The organism is Pseudomonas sp. SWRI77 (assembly GCF_014269105.1).
Taxonomy (GTDB): domain Bacteria; phylum Pseudomonadota; class Gammaproteobacteria; order Pseudomonadales; family Pseudomonadaceae; genus Aquipseudomonas; species Aquipseudomonas capeferrum.
This window is the reverse complement of record NZ_JABWRV010000029.1, coordinates 16,534-35,760: the sequence shown is the minus strand read 5'-3', so window position 1 is coordinate 35,760 and position 19,227 is coordinate 16,534. Positions and strand designations below refer to the sequence as shown.

9 protein-coding genes and 1 pseudogene are annotated in these 19,227 nt (G+C 65.1%); 6 read left to right on the top strand and 4 right to left on the bottom strand.

Annotation, left to right across the window (positions count from 1 at the left end):
* Positions 1-17 precede the first annotated feature (17 nt).
* The gene (locus HU766_RS22720) at positions 18-8,651 is read left to right on the top strand and encodes a glucoamylase family protein (protein ID WP_186660809.1); all 8,634 of its coding nucleotides are present in this window, start codon (positions 18-20) and stop codon (positions 8,649-8,651) included.
* A 75-nt stretch (positions 8,652-8,726) separates the two neighbouring features.
* Positions 8,727-9,458, top strand: a complete 732-nt coding sequence (locus HU766_RS22715) for a Crp/Fnr family transcriptional regulator (RefSeq protein WP_186660807.1) — start codon at positions 8,727-8,729, stop codon at positions 9,456-9,458.
* Positions 9,459-9,657: 199 nt separating this feature from the next.
* Here HU766_RS22715 and HU766_RS22710 read toward each other — a convergent pair whose 3' ends face one another.
* The gene (locus HU766_RS22710) at positions 9,658-9,906 is read right to left on the bottom strand and encodes a hypothetical protein (RefSeq protein ID WP_033698701.1); all 249 of its coding nucleotides are present in this window, start codon (positions 9,904-9,906) and stop codon (positions 9,658-9,660) included.
* 187 nt (positions 9,907-10,093) lie between these two features.
* Here HU766_RS22710 and HU766_RS22705 point away from each other — a divergent pair, with 187 nt between their 5' ends.
* The 3 genes from HU766_RS22705 (at position 10,094) to HU766_RS22695 (ending at position 14,101) form a co-directional block, all read left to right on the top strand.
* Positions 10,094-10,615, top strand: a complete 522-nt coding sequence (locus HU766_RS22705) for a sigma-70 family RNA polymerase sigma factor (protein ID WP_186660805.1) — start codon at positions 10,094-10,096, stop codon at positions 10,613-10,615.
* Positions 10,612-11,586 carry a FecR family protein gene (locus tag HU766_RS22700; protein WP_186660803.1) on the top strand — a complete coding sequence of 325 codons (975 nt, stop codon included), beginning with the start codon at positions 10,612-10,614 and terminating at the stop codon, positions 11,584-11,586. The genes HU766_RS22705 and HU766_RS22700 overlap by 4 nt, the downstream gene beginning before the upstream one ends.
* A gap of 199 nt (positions 11,587-11,785) precedes the next feature.
* Positions 11,786-14,101: a TonB-dependent receptor gene (locus HU766_RS22695; protein WP_238338654.1), complete on the top strand. Its 2,316-nt coding sequence runs from the start codon at positions 11,786-11,788 to the stop codon at positions 14,099-14,101.
* A 40-nt stretch (positions 14,102-14,141) separates the two neighbouring features.
* On the opposite strand, the gene HU766_RS22690 is transcribed toward HU766_RS22695, so the two are convergent.
* From HU766_RS22690 to HU766_RS22680, 3 genes and pseudogenes are all read right to left on the bottom strand, one after another.
* Positions 14,142-16,241, bottom strand: a complete 2,100-nt coding sequence (locus HU766_RS22690; protein ID WP_033698706.1) for an EAL domain-containing protein — start codon at positions 16,239-16,241, stop codon at positions 14,142-14,144.
* A gap of 112 nt (positions 16,242-16,353) precedes the next feature.
* Positions 16,354-16,875, bottom strand: a pseudogene (locus HU766_RS26595) (hypothetical protein).
* Between the two features lie 209 nt (positions 16,876-17,084).
* A complete protein-coding gene (locus HU766_RS22680) occupies positions 17,085-17,714 on the bottom strand; it encodes a glutathione S-transferase (RefSeq protein ID WP_033697216.1) in 630 nt (209 codons plus the stop codon).
* Positions 17,715-17,905: 191 nt separating this feature from the next.
* Here HU766_RS22680 and HU766_RS22675 point away from each other — a divergent pair, with 191 nt between their 5' ends.
* Positions 17,906-19,225 (top strand): FAD-binding oxidoreductase, encoded by a 1,320-nt coding sequence (locus tag HU766_RS22675; protein WP_186660799.1) that lies wholly within the window; start codon positions 17,906-17,908, stop codon positions 19,223-19,225.
* Positions 19,226-19,227 lie beyond the last annotated feature (2 nt).

Below are 19,227 nucleotides of genomic sequence, written 5' to 3'. Positions count from 1 at the left end.
ACGGCACCCGACTCACCATGGACAACCCTTGGCTTCGCGCACTCACCTACGTGCAACGCCTGGCCAACCGTGCCCGGCGCTGGCGTGCGCCGCGCCACACGTTCACCTACGAAAGCCTGCTGCGCTCGGAGCTCTACAGCGCCCAGCAACTGGCCGACCATGGCAGCTGGCTGGCCAGCCAGCACCGTTTGAGCAAACTGCCGGCCGACGACTCGCTGCTCGAACGCCTGGCCGACAACGAACGCATGCTCTACGCCAGCTGTTCGGCCCTCGCCAGCGCGCTGCCCGACGCGCGCCCGACCTTGCCTGCAGCGCAGTGGCTGCTCGACAACTTCTACCTGGTCGAAAGCCATATCCGCATTGCCAAACGCCACCTGCCGGCCGACTACAGCCTGCAGCTGCCACGCCTGGACACCGGTGCTTCGAGCGGCTTGCCGCGGGTCTATGACATTGCCCTGGAAACCATCTGCCACGGCGATGGCCGGGTCGATGCCGAGAGCCTGAGCCATTTCGTCGAGGCGTATCAGCACACCGCCACGCTGACCCTCGGCGAGCTGTGGGCGATCCCGATCATGCTCAGGCTGGCGCTGATCGAAAACCTGCGCCGCGTCGCCGCCCGGGTCATGGCCAGCCTGGCAGACCGCGACCTGGCCAATGACTGGGCCGACAAGCTTGGCGAAACCGCCGAACGCGATGCCAAGAGCGTGGTGCTGGTGGTGGCCGACATGGCCCGCTCGGACCCACCCATGACCACCGCCTTCGTCGCCGAACTGGCCAGGCGACTACAGGGCCACAGCAGCACGCTCACCCAGCCGCTGGCCTGGATCGAGCAGTTGCTCAGCGAGTCGTCCTTGAGTATCGAGCGCCATGTGCAGCTCGATGCGCAGCAGCAGGCCATCGACCAGGTGTCGATCAGCAACAGCATCGGCAGCCTGCGCCTGCTGTCGACCATTGACTGGCGGCTGTTCGTCGAACACCTGAGCCACGTCGAACACATCCTCGGCGAAGACCCGGCGGCAGTGTATGCCGCCATGGACTTCGCCAGCCGCGATCACTATCGGCACATCGTCGAACAGCTGGCACGGCATAGCGCCTTCAGTGAAGAACAGGTGGCGCGCACGGCAATCGAGCTGGCGCAGGCCGCACACGCACAACCACGCGAGCAGGCAGCGCATGTCGGTTATTACCTGGCTGGCGATGGCTTGCTGCTGCTCGAACGGCAGCTGGCTGCGCGGGTGGCACTTGCCGAGCGTTGGCAGCGCCTGTTGCACCGGGCGCCGCTGGCCTTCTACCTGGTGCCGGCGGCGCTGCTGTCGTGCCTGCTGGCCTGGGGCTTCGTGGCTGGCATTGCCGCCGAAGGCTGGCCCATCTGGGTGGCAGCGGCCATGGCGTTGCCGGTGCTGCTGACCACCAGCCGGCTCGCCCTCGGCCTGGTCAACTGGCTGGTGACGCTGACCGTGAAGCCTGCGTTCCTGCCCCGGCTGGACTACACCGAAGGGATTCCCGTCGAGGCCCGTACCCTGGTCGTGGTGCCCAGCATGCTGGGCGCTGCCGGCGACGTCGAGGAACTGGTCGAAGGCCTTGAGGTGCACTTTCTGGCCAACCGTGACGAGCACCTGCATTTCGCCCTGTTGACTGACTTCATGGATGCCCCCGAGCAGACCCGGCCCGACGACATGGCCCTGCTCGACCTTGCCAGCGACGGTATTCGCGCGTTGAACGCGAAGTACCCGAGCGGCGCTGAGCGCTTCTTCCTGCTGCATCGCCCCAGGGAGTGGAACGCCACTGAGCGCTGCTGGATGGGCCGTGAGCGCAAGCGCGGCAAGCTGGCTGAGCTCAATGCCCTGCTGCGTGGGCGCGGCGCCGAGCGTTTCATGCGCATCGTCGGCGACCTGCGCGCGCTGGACCGGGTGCGCTATGTCATCACCCTGGACACCGACACCCAGTTGCCGCGCGATGTGGCGCAAAAGTTCGTCGGCGCCATGCAGCACCCGCTGAACCGCGCACGTTTCGATGCCACGAGCGGTCGCCTGCAGTCAGGCTACGCGATCCTGCAACCGCGGGTGGGCATCAGCCTGCCCAGCGTGTCGCGCTCAACCTACGCACGGCTGTTCGGCAGCGATGCCGGGGTCGACCCCTACACCCTGGCCGTGTCGGATGTGTACCAGGACCTGTTCCTCAGTGGCTCGTTCATTGGCAAAGGCATCTACGCAGTGGATGCCTTCGAACGCGCACTGGAGGGGCGCTTTGCCGACAACCGTGTACTGAGCCACGACTTGATCGAGGGCTGCTACGCCCATGCCGGCCTGCTCAGTGACGTGCAGTTGTTCGAGGCCTACCCGGCACGCTACAGCGCCGATGTGAAGCGCCGCCACCGCTGGATACGGGGTGATTGGCAACTGCTGCCCTGGCTGCTGCCGTGGCCGCGCACCGGGCTGCAAGGCCAGGCGCAAAGCGGGCTGAGCGCGCTGTCGCGATGGAAGATTGTCGACAACCTGCGCCGCAGCCTGGAGCCGGCCGCCCTGCTGAGCGCGCTGCTGTGGGGCTGGCTGGCCAGCGCCTCGCCGCTGCTGTGGACGCTCGCGCTGCTGGGCCTGCTACTGACCCGCCCTGTGCTCGATTCGCTGCTCGAACTGCTACGCAAGACCATCGATGTGCCGCTGGCCGAACACCTGCTGGCGGCCCTGCACACCTCAAGCATCTATTTCGTGCGGGCTGGGTTGTCGCTGGCCTGGTTGCCGTTCGAGACCCTCTACAACCTGGACGCCATTTGCCGCACGCTGTGGCGCCTGGCCGTGAGCAAACGCCGGCTGCTGCAATGGAACCCCTCGCGGGATGACGAACGCACCAGTGCCGATACCCTGCAAGCGTTCTATCGCGAACAATGGGTACAACCCGGGCTGGTGCTGTTGCTGGTGGGGGCATTGGCGATGCGTCCGAGTGTGCTGTTGCTGGCCGCCCCCATCCTTGCCCTGTGGCTGCTTGGCCCGGCCCTGGCCTGGTGGCTCAGCCGCACGCGGGGGCGCAGCGCGTTCGCGCCGCAGGCACAGGAGCTGCGGTTTCTGCATCGGCTGGCCCGGCGCAACTGGGCTTTTTTCGACCGGCATGTCGGGCCTGATGATAACTGGCTGCCACCTGACAACCTGCAGGAGCCGCCTTTCCCCAGCATCGCCCACCGCACGTCGCCGACCAACATCGGCATGGCCCTGCTCTCGCACCTGGCGGCCCATGATTTCGGTTACTTGACTGCCGACCGACTGTTCCAGCGCCTGACCCAGATGATCGACAGCATGGGCCAGTTGGAGCGCTACAAGGGGCACTTCTACAACTGGTACGACACTCAGACCCGAACGCCATTGTACCCGCTCTACATCTCTGCAGTGGACAGCGGCAACCTGGCCGCCCTGCTGCTGACGCTAAGGCCAGGGCTGCTGGCGATGGCCGATACCCCTGTGCTGGACCGCCGCCTGAGCCAGGGCCTGCTGGACACCCTGGACATCCTGCGCGAAGCGTTCACCACCGCGGGCCGTGCCGACGAGCCGCTCCAGGCCCTGGGCAAACAGCTCTGGCAAGCCCATGAACAGCCAGGCCCGCTGCCCGCCTCGCTGCTGGAACAGCTCGCCGAGCAGCTACAGGGGCTGATCCAGCAGTACGCGCCTCGCGCGGGCGAGGCCGACGACTGCCTGTTCTGGTTGCAGGCGATGCACCAGCAATGCCTGGACCTGGGCGGCGAGGTGCACGCCTTCCAGTTGCCACCCGGCAACGACTCCACGCTTCAGGCACCGTTGAGCTGGCGCCAGCTGGCCGAACTGCTGCCAGAGCAGTGGCCTGCCGCCGAACGTCCGGCCGTGGCCGACATACGCACGCTGGCCCGCCAGCGCATCGCCCAGTCGCAAAGCCTGGCGCTGCGCATCGCCGCCATGGCCGACATGGACTTCACCTTCCTCTACGACAACCAGCGTGACCTGTTCGCCATCGGTTACAACGCCGATGAACATCGCCTCGATTCAGCCTTCTATGACTTGCTGGCATCGGAGATGCGCCTGACCAACTTCGTGGTCATCGCCCAGGGCCAGGTGCCCCAGGCCAGCTGGTTCGCCCTGGGCCGGCTGCTGACCAGCAATGCCGGGGTGCCGGTGCTGTTGTCCTGGTCGGGTTCGATGTTCGAATACCTGATGCCGCTGCTGGTGATGCCGAGCTACGAAGGCACCCTGCTTGACCAGACCTGCCAGGCCGCCGTCGAGCGGCAGATCGACCACGGCAATGTGCTGGGCATCCCCTGGGGCGTTTCAGAGTCGGCCTACAACGCCCTGGACGCTCACCTGAACTACCAATACCGGGCGTTTGGCGTACCGGGCCTGGGCCTCAAGCGCGGCCTGGGTGAAGAACGGGTGGTCGCCCCCTACGCCAGTGCACTCGCCCTGCTGGTGGCGCCAGGCGCCGCCTGCCGAAACCTGCAACGCCTGTGCACCCTGGGGCTGGCCGGCCGCTTCGGGTTGTACGAGGCCATTGACTACAGCGAGTCACGGCTGCCCCCCGGCCAGCACGCCGTGGTGATCCGCTCGTTCATGGCCCACCACCAGGGCATGAGCTTGCTGGCCCTGACCGCCCTGCTGCTGGACAAACCCATGCAACGGCGCTTCGCCTCAGACCCGCAATTTCAGGCGAGCATGCTGCTGTTACAGGAGCGCGTACCGAAAACGGCCGCGCCCTACCTGCACACCCTGCAGGCCCCGGCTGTGGACGCTGCGGGCCAATCCGGCGAAACACGCTTGCGGGTGTTCAGCGAGCCGAATCGGCGCCACCCCGCCGTGCAGTTACTGTCCAACGGCCGCTACCACGTCATGGTCAACCATGTCGGCAGTGGCTACAGCAAGCGCGACGCGATGGCGCTGACACGGTGGCGCGAGGACGCCAGCTGCGACGCCCTGGGCAGCTTCTGTTACCTGCGTGACGTCGCCAGCGCAGCGTTCTGGTCTACCACCTACCAACCGACGCGGCATCGCGGCAAGAACCAGGAGGCGATCTTCAGTGATGGCCGCGCCGAGTTCCGCATCCGTGAAGGCGACTTCGACTGCCACACCGAAATAGCCGTTTCCCCCGAGGACGACATCGAACTGCGGCGCCTGCACCTGACCAACCATGGTGACCAACAGCGCACCCTGGAGCTGACCAGCTACGCCGAGGTGGTGCTGGCACCCGCCCTTGCCGATGCGTTGCACCCGGCGTTCAGCAAGCTGTTCGTGCAGACCGAACTGGTCCGCCCGCTGCAGGCCATCATCTGTTCCAGGCGGCCGCGCTCGCAGCAGGACGCCGTGCCGTGGATGTGCCATGTGCTCGCGGTGCATGGCGCCGACATCGATGCCGTGTCCTACGAAACCGACCGCGCCCGCTTCATAGGGCGCGGCCGCACGCTGGTCGCCCCGGCGGCTCTGGACGCGCAGACAGAGGCCTTGTCCGACAGCGCCGGGGCGGTGCTTGACCCGATCGTGGCGATCCGCTGCCGTATCAGCCTGGCACCCGGCCAGAACGCCACGGTCGACCTGGTCACAGGGGTGTCCGACAGCCGCGACGCCTGCCTGCAGCAGATCGCCAAGTACCGCGACCGGCACCTGGCCGACCGGGTGTTCGACCTCGCCTGGCCACACAGCCAGGTGCAGTTGCGCCAGCTCAACGGCTCGCTCAACGATGCCAGGCTGTTCGAGCAGATGGCCGCTTCGGTGATCTACCCCAACGCGGCGCTACGGCCCCGCGGCGTCCCGCTGGCCGACGACCGGCGCAGCCAGTCAGGCCTGTGGGGCCAAGGGCTGTCGGGGGACCTGCCAATCGTGCTGGTGCAGATCAGCGACCCGGCCAACATCAACCTGGTCAAGCAGATGGTGCTTGCCCATGCCTATTGGCGACAGAAGGGCCTGGCGCTGGACCTGGTGATCTGGAACGAAGACCAGGCCGGTTACCGCCAGCAATTGCAGGATCTGATCATGGGCATCGTCACCTCCGGCAGCGAGGCGGCGCTGCTCGACCGCCCCGGGGGCATCTTTGTGCGCCCCGCACAGCAGCTGTCGGCAGAGGACCGCACCCTGACCCTTTCGGTAGCGCGGCTGGTGCTCAGCGACAGCCTTGGCACCCTCGCCGAACAACTGCACCACCGCCGCACACCGCCCGCACCCGCCGCGTTCGAGCCAGCTCCGGCAGCCCCGCAGGCGAAAGCCGATGGCCACGCGCCGGCCCCCGCACCCGCGCTGATGCTTGCCAACCGCTACGGGGGGTACAGCAGCGACGGCCAGGAATACGTCATCCACCACGACCAGGCTCAGCCATCCCCGGCGCCCTGGGCCAATATCCTTGCCAACCCGCAGTTTGGCAGCGTGCTGTCGGAGGCCGGCAGTGCCTATACCTGGTACGAGAACGCGCACGAGTATCGGCTGACACCCTGGCACAACGACCCAGTCTGCGACCCCAGTGGCGAAACCCTCTACCTGCGTGACGAGGACAGCGGCCAGTACTGGTCACCCACGCCGATGCCGTGCCCCGGCCCTGGCCGCTATCGCACCCGCCATGGCTTTGGCTACAGCGTCTTCGAATACACCGACGACGGCCTGGACAGTGAGTTATGGGTACATGTCGCGCTGGATGCACCAATCAAGTTCAGCCGGCTCAAGCTGCACAACCGCTCGGCGCAGGCGCGGCGGTTGTCACTGACCTGCTACGTCGAGTGGGTGCTGGGCGATCTGCGCAGCAAGTCGGCCCTGCATGTAGTCAGCGAGATCGACCCGGTCAGCGGCGCCTTGTTTGCCCGCAATAGCTATGCCGAGGGGTTTTCCAGGCATGTGGGGTTTGTCGATTGCGACCTGCCCTTTTACGGTATTACCTGCGACCGCAGCGAGTTCCTTGGGCGCAATGGCGATTGCCAGGCGCCGGCCGGCATGCACCAGGCACGGTTGTCGGGGCGCACGGGCGCGAGGCTGGACCCATGCGCGGCGGTGCAGGTCAACGTGCTGCTACAGCCTGGCGAACGCCGAGAGGTGGTGTTTCGCCTGGGTGCCGGGCCCAACGCCGAAGCCGCCAGCCGCTGTGTACAGCAATACCGCGGGCTGCGCGCGGCCATGGATGCGCTGGAGAAGGTGCGGGCCTACTGGCGCGAGACCTTGGGCAGCGTGCAGATCGAAACCCCGGAGCCGTCGCTGGACGTGCTGGCCAACGGCTGGTTGCTGTACCAGGTGATTGCCTGCCGCTTCTGGGCGCGCAGCGGTTACTACCAGTCGGGCGGCGCCATTGGCTTTCGCGATCAGTTGCAAGACAGCATGGCCATGCTCCACGCCGCCCCGGCCCTGGCGCGCCAGCACCTGCTCGACTGCGCCGGTCACCAGTATGCCGAAGGCGATGTGCAGCACTGGTGGCACCCACCCCTGCAACGGGGTGTACGCACCCGCTGCTCGGATGACCTGTTGTGGCTGCCACTGGCAACCAGCCGCTACGTGGCGCTGACCGGTGACCGCTCGGTGCTCGACGAGCCGGTCGGCTACCTGGAGGGGCGTGCGCTGAACGCGGGTGAAGAGTCCTATTACGACTTGCCCACCCAGGCGAACCTGGTCGAGAGCCTGTTCCAGCATTGCCAGCGCGCCCTCGGGCATGCCCTGCAGTATGGCGCCCACGGCCTGCCGTTGATGGGCAGCGGGGACTGGAATGACGGCATGAACCGCGTCGGTGAACAAGGCCTTGGCGAAAGCGTGTGGCTGGGGTTCTTCGGCCACGAGGTGTTGCGGGCATTCGCCAGCGTTGCCCTGCGCCACGGCGACAGCACCTTCGCTCTGCAGTGCAGCCGGCAGGCGGCCACCCTGGCCGAGCACCTGGAGCAGCATGCCTGGGACGGTGACTGGTACCGCCGCGCCTGGTTCGACAACGGCCAGCTACTCGGCTCGGCAAGCAACCAGGAATGCCGCATCGACTCCGTGGCGCAGAGCTGGGCGGTGCTTTCCGGGGTTGCCCCGCCGGCACGCGCGCAGGCCGCCATGGCGGCGCTGGACAAGCACCTGGTGCGCCGCGACATCGGTATCGTCACACTGCTCGACCCACCCTTCGACCACGGCGACCTGGACCCCGGCTACATCAAGGGCTACCTGCCCGGCGTGCGCGAAAATGGCGGCCAGTACACCCACGCGGCCATCTGGGCGAGCATGGCCTATGCCCGCCTGGGCGATGCCGCCAAGGCCTGGGAACTGCTGCGCTTGATCAACCCGGTGCGCCAGGGTGCTAGCGGGCTGATAGAAACCTACAAGGTCGAACCCTATGTGATGGCCGCCGATGTCTATGCCGTCGCCCCCCATGCAGGGCGCGCTGGCTGGAGCTGGTACACAGGCTCGGCGGGCTGGATGTACCGGCTGATCGTGGAAAGCCTGCTGGGCCTGCAACGCTGCGGTGACACCCTGCGGATCGAGCCACTGCTGCCAGCGGACTGGCCCGGTTATACCCTGCACTACCGTTTTGGCAGCACCCTGTACCGCATAGAAGTGCGCAACGGCGCTGACACCGAACTGACCCTGACCCTCGACGGCCAGCAACTGGCCCAAGCGGTGCTGCCACTCAAGGATGATGGCGTGTTGCACCAGGTGATCGCCGAGTACCAGCCGTCAGCCTTGCCCACCCATTGAGGCCTGCCGCACGGCAGCACCTGCGCGCTGGGCTAACCTTGTTGCTTCAGCTGCAGCCCTCGACGGTGCCAAGCAATGCCCCCTACGTCCAGCCCCTTGCACAATCACTTGCTGGCCGCGCTTTCGGCAGAAACGTTCGACCGCCTGCAACCGCACCTGGAACGCAGCAACCTGCCGCTCGGCAAGGCGCTCTATGAGTCCGGCGACACCCTGCGCCATGTCTACTTCCCAACCGATGCAATCGTCTCGCTGCTGTATGTGATGGAGAACGGCGCCTCAGCGGAAATCTCGGTGGTGGGCAATGAAGGGCTGGTCGGCATCGCCGTGTTCATGGGCGGCGAGAGCACCCCCAGCCGGGCGATCGTGCAAAGTGCTGGGCATGCCTACCGCCTGCCCGGGCAGCACCTGAAGGACGAGTTCAACCGTCATGGCGAGCTGATGATGCTGATGCTGCGCTACACCCAGGCGCTGATTACCCAGATGGCGCAGACGGCGGTGTGCAACCGGCATCACTCCATCGACCAGCAACTGTGCCGCTGGCTGCTGCTATCGCTGGATCGGCTGCCGGGTGACCGGCTGTGCATGACCCAGGAGCTGATCGCCAACATGCTGGGCGTACGTCGCGAGGGGGTGACCGATGCCGCTGGCAAACTCCAGCGGCTGGGGGTGATCGAATACAATCGAGGGCACATCAGGGTGCTCGACAGGGCGCACCTGGAACAGCTCAGTTGCGAATGCTACGCCGTGGTCAGGAAGGAGACCGAGCGCCTGCTCCCCTATCTGCCACAAGCACGCCCCACCGTTTAGCTAAGGGTCACGGATAACAGGCCTATGGCCCAATGCTGTCCACTCAAGATCGCCAACGCCGCTCTGCGGCCCTTTCGCGGCACAAGGCCACTCCTACAGTATCCGCGTGAGGCCTGTACATGTTGGCTTGCGCGGTCGTTGTAGGAGCGGCCTTGTGCCGCGATGGGCTGCGAAGCAGCCCTAAGTGAGCAGCATTAGCCTATGGCCTTATCTTTTGCTGTGGCTGATAGCTGTAGCGCTCAGCCGCCGAGGCTCTGGAGGGGTCGGGACGACCTGAACCTTTTTCGCTTTCCCTGGGCGACTCGTCGAGGTAGTCATCGCGATCTTCGGGTCGAGAACGCTTGACGTCCTCGCTATCGTCTTCATCTTTCCCGGTTGGCCAGTCTTCGTCTTGCCCAGGTTCGACACCCGTGGCATCGACATCTGTGAAGCGCTTGCCAGTGGTCATACGCACCTCTCAATGCTCAGAAGTCCTGAGCTAAGACGAGTGTGCGCCTTCCAGGCTCGGCGCAGTTTTATATCGGACCAGTTGCCGTCGCGGCATTTGTCGCGCGCGCGTGTTGCAGGGCCGCCAGGCATGTATATATGATAAGCATTATCGTTTGCAGTAATGACTCACCTGGCGGCCGCACACCATGCTCCCTTCCCCTGATCCCCTTTTGTGCGATGTCGCGCTGCTCTACCGCCAGCAGCACAGCTGGTTGACGCGCTGGCTCAGGCAGCGCCTGAATTGCTCACAAAGCGCAGCGGACCTGGCCCAAGACACCTTCATCCGGCTGTTGAACAAGGAGCAGGTGCCGCAACTGCATGCGCCGCGTACCTTTCTGGCCAAGGTGGCGCAGAGCGTGTTGTGCAACCACTACCGGCGGCAAAAGCTCGAACGCGCCTACCTTGAGGCGCTGGCGACGCTGCCTGAGCCGGTGGTGCCAAGCCTGGAGACCCAGGCGATCCTGCTGGAAACCCTGATCGCCCTCGACGCGGCCCTCGATGGCCTGGAGCGCCCGGTGCGTGAGGCGTTCCTGTTGTCGCAGGTGGATGGCCTGGGGCACGCCGAAATCGCGCAACGGCTGGCCGTGTCGGTCACCACGGTCAAGCGCTACATCATCAAGGCAGGTGCACTGTGCATCATGCTCGACCACAGCCTGGACCTGCCATGAACGGCCAGGACGCAACGTCGATCCCAGGCGAGGTCGCCGAGCAGGCCATGCACTGGCACCTCGAACTGCAAGAGCCGGCCGTCAGTGCCGCCACCTTGGCCGCCTGCATGAGCTGGCGCCAGGCGCACCCGCTACATGAACATGCCTGGCAACGGACCCAAGTGTTTGCCCAACGCCTGCGCGAAATGCGCAGCCCGGGCCAGCGCCCCTTGGCCCATGCGGCGCTGCGGCCACAGCAGTCGCGGCGCACTGCGCTCAAGCAATTGTCGCTGCTGATGGCCGCCGGCGCAGGGGCCTGGTACCTGAAGGACGCTGCGCTGGTACAAGACTGGCGCGCTGATTACCACAGCCGCATCGGCGAGCAGCGGCGCCTGACCCTGGCCGATGGCACCCAGGTACAGCTGAACACCGACAGCGCCCTCAATGTGGCATTCGACCAGCAGGCACGCCGCCTGAGGCTGCTGCGCGGCGAGATGCTGATCACCCGCCCCGCCCTCGCCGATAGCCGCCCGCTGTGGGTAGACACCGAGCACGGCCGCCTTGAGTCGACGCTGGCGCAGTTCAATGTGCGGCTGCACGGCCAACACACCCAGGCCACCGTGTATCAGGGCAGCGTGGCGCTGCAACCAGCCCTGCATGCCCACCCGCCCATCCTGCTGGGCGCCGGTGAACAGGCCAGTTTCAACCAGCAGGGCTTGCTGGCGCGACAGGCCGTGGCCGCTGTCGCCCCCGCCTGGAGCCAAGGCATGCTGGTTGCTCAAGGCCAGCCCCTGGCTGCGTTTATCGAAGACCTGGCCCGCTATCGCCGCGGACACCTGGCCTGCGACCCGGCCTTGGCCGGCCTGCGTGTATCCGGCACGTTCCCGCTGGAAAACACCGACAAGATCATTGCTGCCGTGGCGGAAACCTTGCAGTTGGAGGTGCAGCATTTCACCCGCTACTGGGTGACATTGAAGCCGCGCATGGCCTGACGCAAAAAAAGTTGCGCAGGGGTGGTCCGATTTCGCGCCTCACGAGACTTAACCCTCAGCACTTCAAATCAATGGGGGAACACTTGTGAATCGCACCGCACGCAAACGCCAGGGCTGGCAACGCTCAGTCTCGCAGAAACTCGCCGGCGCCGTGGTCCAGGGCATCGCTTGCATGGGCGCAAGCGCCCCACTGCTGCTGATGCCCGCCTGGGCCACGGCCGCCGCACAGGCGCAGGCAGACTTCGACATCCCCGCAGGCCCCCTGGCGCCGGCATTGGCCCGCTTCGGCCAGAGTGCGCACATTCTGCTGTCCTACCCCACTGCATTGACCGAGGGCCGCAGCACTTCCGGGCTTGCTGGCCGCTTCGACATCGACCAGGGCCTGGCGATACTGCTCGCCGGCACAGGGCTTGAGGCCAGCCGCGGCGCCAACGGCAGCTATTCGCTGCAAGCCAGTGCCAGCACAGGCGCCCTGGAGCTGAGCGCGGTGTCCATTTCTGGCAAGGCGCCAGGCTCGACCACAGAAGGCACCGGGCTCTACACCACCTACTCGTCGAGCAGCTCGACGCGCCTCAACCTCACCCCACGCGAGACGCCGCAATCGCTGACAGTGATGACCCGCCAGCGCCTGGACGACCAACGCCTGACCAACCTCACTGACACACTGGAAGCCACCCCAGGCATCACCGTGGTGCGCGATGGCCTTGGCTCGGAAAGCGACTCGTACTGGTCGCGCGGCTTTGCCATTCAGAACTACGAGGTCGACGGTGTTCCGACCAGCACCCGCCTGGACAACTACTCGCAAAGCATGGCGATGTTCGACCGTGTCGAAATCGTGCGTGGCGCCACCGGCCTGATCAGCGGCATGGGCAACCCTTCGGCGACGATCAACCTCATCCGTAAACGCCCGACTGCCGAGGCCCAGGCCAGCATCACCGGCGAGGCCGGTAACTGGGAGCGCTACGGCACAGGTTTCGACGTGTCCGGGCCGCTGACCGAAACCGGCAACATTCGCGGGCGCTTCGTCGCCGACTACAAAACCGAAAAAGCCTGGATCGACCGCTACAACCAGCAGTCGCAGCTGATGTATGGCATTACCGAATTCGACCTCAGCGAAGACACCTTGCTGACGGTGGGCTTCAGCTACCTGCGCAGCGACATCGACTCGCCCCTGCGCTCCGGCCTGCCCACACGCTTCTCGACCGGTGAGCGCACCAACCTCAAACGTTCGCTCAACGCCGCGCCGGACTGGTCCTACAACGACCACGAGCAAACCAGCTTCTTCACCTCCATCGAACAGCAACTGGGCAACGGCTGGAGCGGCAAGATCGAGCTCACCCATGCCGAGAACAAGTTCGACGAACTGTTCAACTTTGCCATGGGTGAGCTGAACCCGGATGGCAGCGGCCTGTCGCAGTTGCCGGTGCGCTTCTCGGGCACGCCGCGCCAGGACAACCTCGACCTGTACGCTACCGGGCCGTTCAGCCTGTTCGGCCGCGAGCATGAACTGATCACCGGCATGACCCTGTCCCAGTACCGGGAAAACACCCCGAGCTGGGGCGGCTGGCGTTATGACTACGCAGGCTCGCCCGCTGGGGCCATCGACAACCTGTTCAACTGGGACGGCAAGTCGGCCAAGCCGGCCTTCGTCGAAAGTGGCAAGTCGTCGATCGACGAAGACCAGTATGCGGCGTACCTGACCTCGCGTTTCAGCGTCACCGACGACCTCAGCCTGATCCTCGGCAGCCGCCTGATCAACTGGAAACGCGACACCTCGGACCGGCCTTATGGCGGCGACGAAACCGAAGTGAATCGCGAGGAAAACGGCGTCTTCATCCCCTATGCCGGCGTGGTCTACGACCTGGACGACACCTGGTCGCTGTACGCCAGCTACACCAAGATCTTCAACCCGCAAGGGTCGTGGGTCACCGACGAGAGCAACAAACCGCTCGACCCCATGGAAGGCGTAGGCTACGAGCTCGGCATCAAGGGCACTCACCTGGATGGCAAGCTCAACTCCAGCCTCGCGGTGTTCAAGCTGGAGCAGGACAACCTGGCCATCTGGCAACACGACAACGTCTACAGCGCCGAACAGGACACCACCTCCAAGGGCATCGAGCTGGAGCTGAACGGGGAACTGGCCGAGGGCTGGCAAGCGTCGGCCGGTTACGCCTACTCGGTCACCACCGATGCCGACGACCAGCGCATCAACACCAACCTGCCGCGCAACAGCTTCAAGACCTTCACCAGCTACCGGCTGCATGGGCCGCTGGACAAGATCACCATCGGTGGTGGGGTGAACTGGCAGAGCAAGGTCGGTGCCGACCTGCATACCTTCAGCCAGGGCAGCTACGCGGTCACCAACCTGATGGCGCGCTACGACATCAACCAGCACTTGAGTGCATCGGTGAACCTGAACAACGTGTTCGATCGCGAGTACTACAGCCAATCGGGCTTGTACGGGGTTTATGGTACGCCGCGCAATGTGATGACCAGCTTCAAGTACAGCTTCTGAACCCAGTGAAGCCGGGGCGCAAAAGCGCCCCCGGCTTCAGCTAGTCCGCAATCACTACCACCTCTTTCAAGCGCTCGCTCGCCGGCGCCGGGCGCCCGTACAGATACCCCTGAAAATGCGAGCAGCCCTCCGCTGCTAGCCGCCGCATCTGCTCTTCCGACTCCACGCCCTCGGCCGTGGTCTTGATCATCAAGCTGTTGGACAAATCGGTAATGGCCCGAATGATCGACATCGCCTCACGGCTGTCGCACATGTCGTGCACGAACGACTTGTCGATCTTGATCCGGTCGAACGGGAACGAGCGCAGGTACCCCAGCGACGAATAACCAGTGCCGAAATCATCCAGCGAAATGGACACGCCCAGGTCTTTCAGTGCCCGCAGGGTGCGCACATTTTCTTCACTGTTGCCCAGCAACACCGACTCGGTGATCTCCAGCTCCAGGCGCCGCGCCGGCAACCCCGAATCGGCCAGGGCCAAGGCCACGGTGTGGACCAGGTTGGCATTCTTGAACTGCACCGGTGACAGGTTGACCGACACCGTCTGCTCACTGTCCCAGCTGGCCGCCTCCTGGCAGGCCAGGTTCAACGCGCGGATGCCCAGTTCATGGATCAGCCCGGTCTCTTCGGCGATGGGGATGAAGTCCATGGGCATGACCATGCCGCGGGTCGGGTGCTCCCAGCGCAGCAGCGCCTCGTAGCCCGTCACGCTGCTGGTCTGCTGGTCGACCACTGGCTGGTAATGCAGCTCCAGTTGGCCCAGGTGCAACGCCGTGCGCAGGTCGGTTTCGACCAGGCGGCGCTGGCGGGCGGCGACGTCCAGCTCGACGTTGAAGCACTCGTAGCGGTTGCGGCCATTGCGCTTGGCCTCGTACAAGGCCATGTCGGCATAGCCGAGCAGTTGCTCTGCCTGGTCGTTGTCGTCCGGGGCGATGGCCACACCGATACTCACACCCACGGTGAACTGGTGCCCCTCGATCTGAAACGGCGGGCAGATCGCGTTGATGAGGCGCTGGGCGGTGTTGCACGCGGCATCGCGGCCATCCAGGCCGGTGAGCACCACGGCAAACTCGTCACCGCCCAGGCGGGCCAGGGTGTCGTGCTCGCGCAGTTCGCGCCGCAGGCGCTTGCCCAAGGCACGCAGCAGCTTGTCGCCGAACGCATGGCCGAGTGAATCGTTGATGTTCTTGAAGTTGTCCAGGTCCAGGCACAGGGCTGCGGTCAGCTTGGCGTTCTCGTCACCGCGCACCAAGGCTTGGCGCAGGCGCTCATGGAACAGCGTGCGGTTGGGCAACCCGGTGAGGGCGTCGTGGTGCGCCATATGGTGGATCTGCGCATGGGCGGCCAACTCTTCGGTGGCATCTTCGGCCACGAACAGCACGTAGTCGGCCTGGCCCTCCCGGTTCTGGCTGAGCAGCGTACGGCTGCGCAGGGTGCGTGGGCCACGCAGGGTGTCGACCCGGGTCTCGGCGGCGTAGCCTTTGCTGCTGCGCGCGCCCCGGGCGAGCTGCTGCTCCAGGTACTCGGCAGCGGCCGGCGCCAGGCTGTCGGCGGGCCGTTGCCCGATCATGCGCGTGCCTGGCCCACCGAACAGGCGCTCGGCCTGCTGGTTGGCCAACAGGATGCGTTGGCTCTCCAGGTCCTGCACGATGACACTGGCGGGGATGTTGGCAATCACCGAGTCGAGAAACTGCGACAGCTTGGCCATTTCCTGGCTGTACTGCTCGGCCAGTTCCTTGGCCTTGAGCAGCTCCAGCTCCTGGTGGTGGCGTTCGGAGATGTCACGGGTGACCTTGGCGAACCCCACCAGGCGGCCGTCATCGTCGTGCACCGCGTCAATCACTACATGCGCATGGAACGCCGAGCCATCTTTGCGCAGGCGCGAGCCGACCTCTTCGAAACGCCCCGTGCATCGCGCCTGCTCAAGGTTGTATTCGGGCAGCCCGGCAGCCCGTTCGGCATCGTTGTAGAACACCGAATAGTGCTGGCCGACGATCTCGTCGGCATGGTACCCCTTGGCCCGCTGGGCGCCGGGGTTCCAGTTGGCGACGATGCCTTCGGGGGTGAGCAGGTAGATGGCATAGTCCACCACGCTCTGGATCAGAAACCGGTACATGATGTCGGGGCTTGCGACTAGCGACATGAAATTAACCTGAACCTTCGACGGGTACGAAAAGGAACCCCGGCAGTTGCGCGGCGGGGTCTTGTACAGAGGTAGTGGCATTATGCCGCCAACCTGGATTTTGTGAAGTGGCTCACAAAATTTTGCTGCACGGTTCTTTGGTGTTTGAAGGTTTGGAGGCGGCTAGGTGCTTGTCTTGGGTTTGGAAGTGGGGCGGATACTGGCAACTCACAAGCTAAGTACGGTCACCTCCATGATCGTCTCCGACATCATGGTCGGGACCGTCGTCCGCGCCATGCCCTACACCGTGGGCCTCACCCACATTGTGGTTGGCCTCATGGTTGGCACCATCATCGGCCCCGTTACGTCCGCTGTCACCCCGGCCTGAGCTGGCATGTCCGCCGCCGTCGCCACTGTGTCCGCTGCCACTGCCGCCATGGCCACCACCACCGCCACCGCCGCCACTGCCGCCGCCACCGCCGTGGCCTCCACCTCCACCTCCGCCGCCATGGCCGCCACCATGACCGCCACCTCCACCGCCGCCATCCTTCGCATACGCACTGGACGCACCGCCCATGGAGTCAGGCACCAACACTGCCGACGCTGACAAAACCGCGCCGATCGCCAAAGCCAACAAGCATTTCTTGAGCATGATGTGCCTCCGCTTGGAGTAGCACGGGGTTGCACAGGGCACCCCGTGAGTTCCGGCCCCCGTGGGGCGACCTGCAACCAGTGCGGCCTTCCATCTGCAGCGAGTGAGCGAGGTCCTTCAGGGCCAGCTGGCCAGTTAGTGCAAAATGTTTCTTACGTCCTGAGCGTAGCCATGCCGCCCGGCTTGTCGCCGACCAGTCATCCGAATGGCGCCTAAACGGTCGCTGTGCGCGGCATCAGGTCATACGGGTGCTTCCAACCGGGTGTGCCCTTGATACGCGCTTTCCAGGCCTCGATATGGGTGAATTCGGCCAGCGCGATACCGGTGTCTTCAGGCATGAACACATACCCTGCCAGCGACAGGTCGGCGATGGTCAACCGCCCGCCGACCATGAAGGGGGTTTTGGCCAAGTGCGCATCGACGATGCGATAGGCCGCCGTGGCGCGATCACGCAAGAACTTGGTCACCTCCGTTTCGCCCATCTTTTTCAGGCAGTAGATGAACCGCAGCGCCGCGTAGTAGCTGGTGAACTTGTGGTTGTCGAACAGCATCCAGCGCCAGATTTCGCGTTTCTCGTCCTCATCGCGCGGGCCAAACTGGCCGGTCTGTTCGGCCAGGTATTCGAGGATCAGCGCAGATTGGGTGAGCGACTTGCCAGCGTGCTCCAACACCGGCACCTCGCCTTGCTCGTTCACGTCATCGCGCCAGGATTGCTCGCGGGTCTGGCCGTTGAAGAAGTCGACGAACACCGGCTGCCAGGCCTGGCCGGTGAGTTCGAGCATGAGGGCGACTTTGTAGGCATTACCGGATTCTGCGAAGCAGTGGAGTTTGTATTCGGACATGGCAGACCTTCAGTTTACTTTGAATGATCGTTGGCTGCTGGGGGCCGTTGCATGGGCCAATCACCGGCCAACCGAGCAAATCACGAGCAACTCGCAAAGGTCAATTCAAAACCTCCCACGACCCGTCACTCCCGTTATATGCCCGCCGCGTGCGTCGTGCGACAGTGAGGAAAACAACACGGATAAACCCCATGTACATAAACACCTCTACCCCTGCGGACGACAACGGTTGCGGCTGGTTCCACCTCAGCCCCCGGCGCCAGCCTTGCGCCGCGCATCGGGGGCGGAGCGAAGCGCGCTGGGTGGTGCTCGGTGCCGGCTTCACCGGCCTTGCGGCAGCACGGCAACTGGCGCTGCATCACCCCGACGACGAGATCGTCCTGGTGGAGGCCCAGGAAGTCGGCTTCGGCGCCTCGGGGCGCAATTCGGGCTTTGCCATCGACCTACCCCACGACATCGGTGCGCCTGACTACATCGGTGAGCTGGCCACTGCGCGAATGAACCTCAAGTTGAACCTGCGCGCGCAGTCGATACTGCACAAGCTGATCGGCCAACACGGCATCGACTGCCAGTTACGCCCGGACGGCAAGTACCAGGCCGCCGTCGAAGACAAGGGCTTGGCCGTGCTGGAAGCCTACCGCAGCGGCCTGGAAAAACTCGGCCAGCCCTACCAGATGATCGATGCCCATGACCTGCCGGCACACCTCGGCACGTCGTTCTACCGCAAGGCGCTGTACACGCCCGGCACCCAGTTGCTGCAGCCGGCCGCCCTGGCCAAAGGCCTGGCGCAAAGCCTGCCCGGCAACGTGACGCTGTACGAACACACCACCATCACCCGCCTTGAACAGGGCTCGCGCATCACCCTCAAGCACGCCCACGGCGAAATCGTTGCCGACCAATTGCTGCTGACCAACAACGCCTTCGCCTCGTACTTCGGCTTTTTGCCGGGCCGGCTGCTGCCGATCTTCACCTACGCCAGCATGACCCGCCCCCTGAGCGACGACGAGCAGGCACGCCTGGGCGGCAAGGCAAGCTGGGGCATCATCCCAGCCGACCCGTTCGGCAGCACCCTGCGGCGCACCCCGGACCAGCGCCTGCTGGTGCGCAACAGCTTCAGCTTCAACGCCGACGGCCGTGCCAATCAGCGCCACTTGCAGCGGGCCGCTCGACAGCACCGGGTGTCGTTCGAACGGCGCTTCCCGATGCTCTCGGGTACGCCGTTCGAGTTCACCTGGGGCGGCGCGATGTGCCTGTCGCGCAACCACCTGTCGCACTTCGGCACACTGGCACCCAATATCCATGCTGCGCTGTGCTGCAACGGCCTGGGGATTACCCGGGGCACCGCTACCGGTACCTTGCTGGCCGACTGGCTGAGCGGTGAGCGCGACGAACTGATCGACTTCCTGCTGGGCTCGGCGGGGCCTAACCGCAACCCACCGGAACCGCTGCTGAGCATGGGCGTGAACCTGAACCTGCACTGGGGCCAGCGCCGTGCCGGCCTGGAAAGCTGACA

Bases quoted from the DNA above. Each gene is read 5' to 3' on its own strand.
- HU766_RS22720 (WP_186660809.1), top strand. From the start codon at position 18: ATGGACAACCCTTGGCTTCGCGCACTCACCTACGTGCAACGCCTGGCC.
- HU766_RS22715 (WP_186660807.1), top strand. From the start codon at position 8,727: ATGCCCCCTACGTCCAGCCCCTTGCACAATCACTTGCTGGCCGCGCTT.
- HU766_RS22710 (WP_033698701.1), bottom strand. From the start codon at position 9,906: ATGACCACTGGCAAGCGCTTCACAGATGTCGATGCCACGGGTGTCGAA.
- HU766_RS22705 (WP_186660805.1), top strand. From the start codon at position 10,094: ATGCTCCCTTCCCCTGATCCCCTTTTGTGCGATGTCGCGCTGCTCTAC.
- HU766_RS22700 (WP_186660803.1), top strand. From the start codon at position 10,612: ATGAACGGCCAGGACGCAACGTCGATCCCAGGCGAGGTCGCCGAGCAG.
- HU766_RS22695 (WP_238338654.1), top strand. From the start codon at position 11,786: ATGCCCGCCTGGGCCACGGCCGCCGCACAGGCGCAGGCAGACTTCGAC.
- HU766_RS22690 (WP_033698706.1), bottom strand. From the start codon at position 16,241: ATGTCGCTAGTCGCAAGCCCCGACATCATGTACCGGTTTCTGATCCAG.
- HU766_RS22680 (WP_033697216.1), bottom strand. From the start codon at position 17,714: ATGTCCGAATACAAACTCCACTGCTTCGCAGAATCCGGTAATGCCTAC.
- HU766_RS22675 (WP_186660799.1), top strand. From the start codon at position 17,906: ATGTACATAAACACCTCTACCCCTGCGGACGACAACGGTTGCGGCTGG.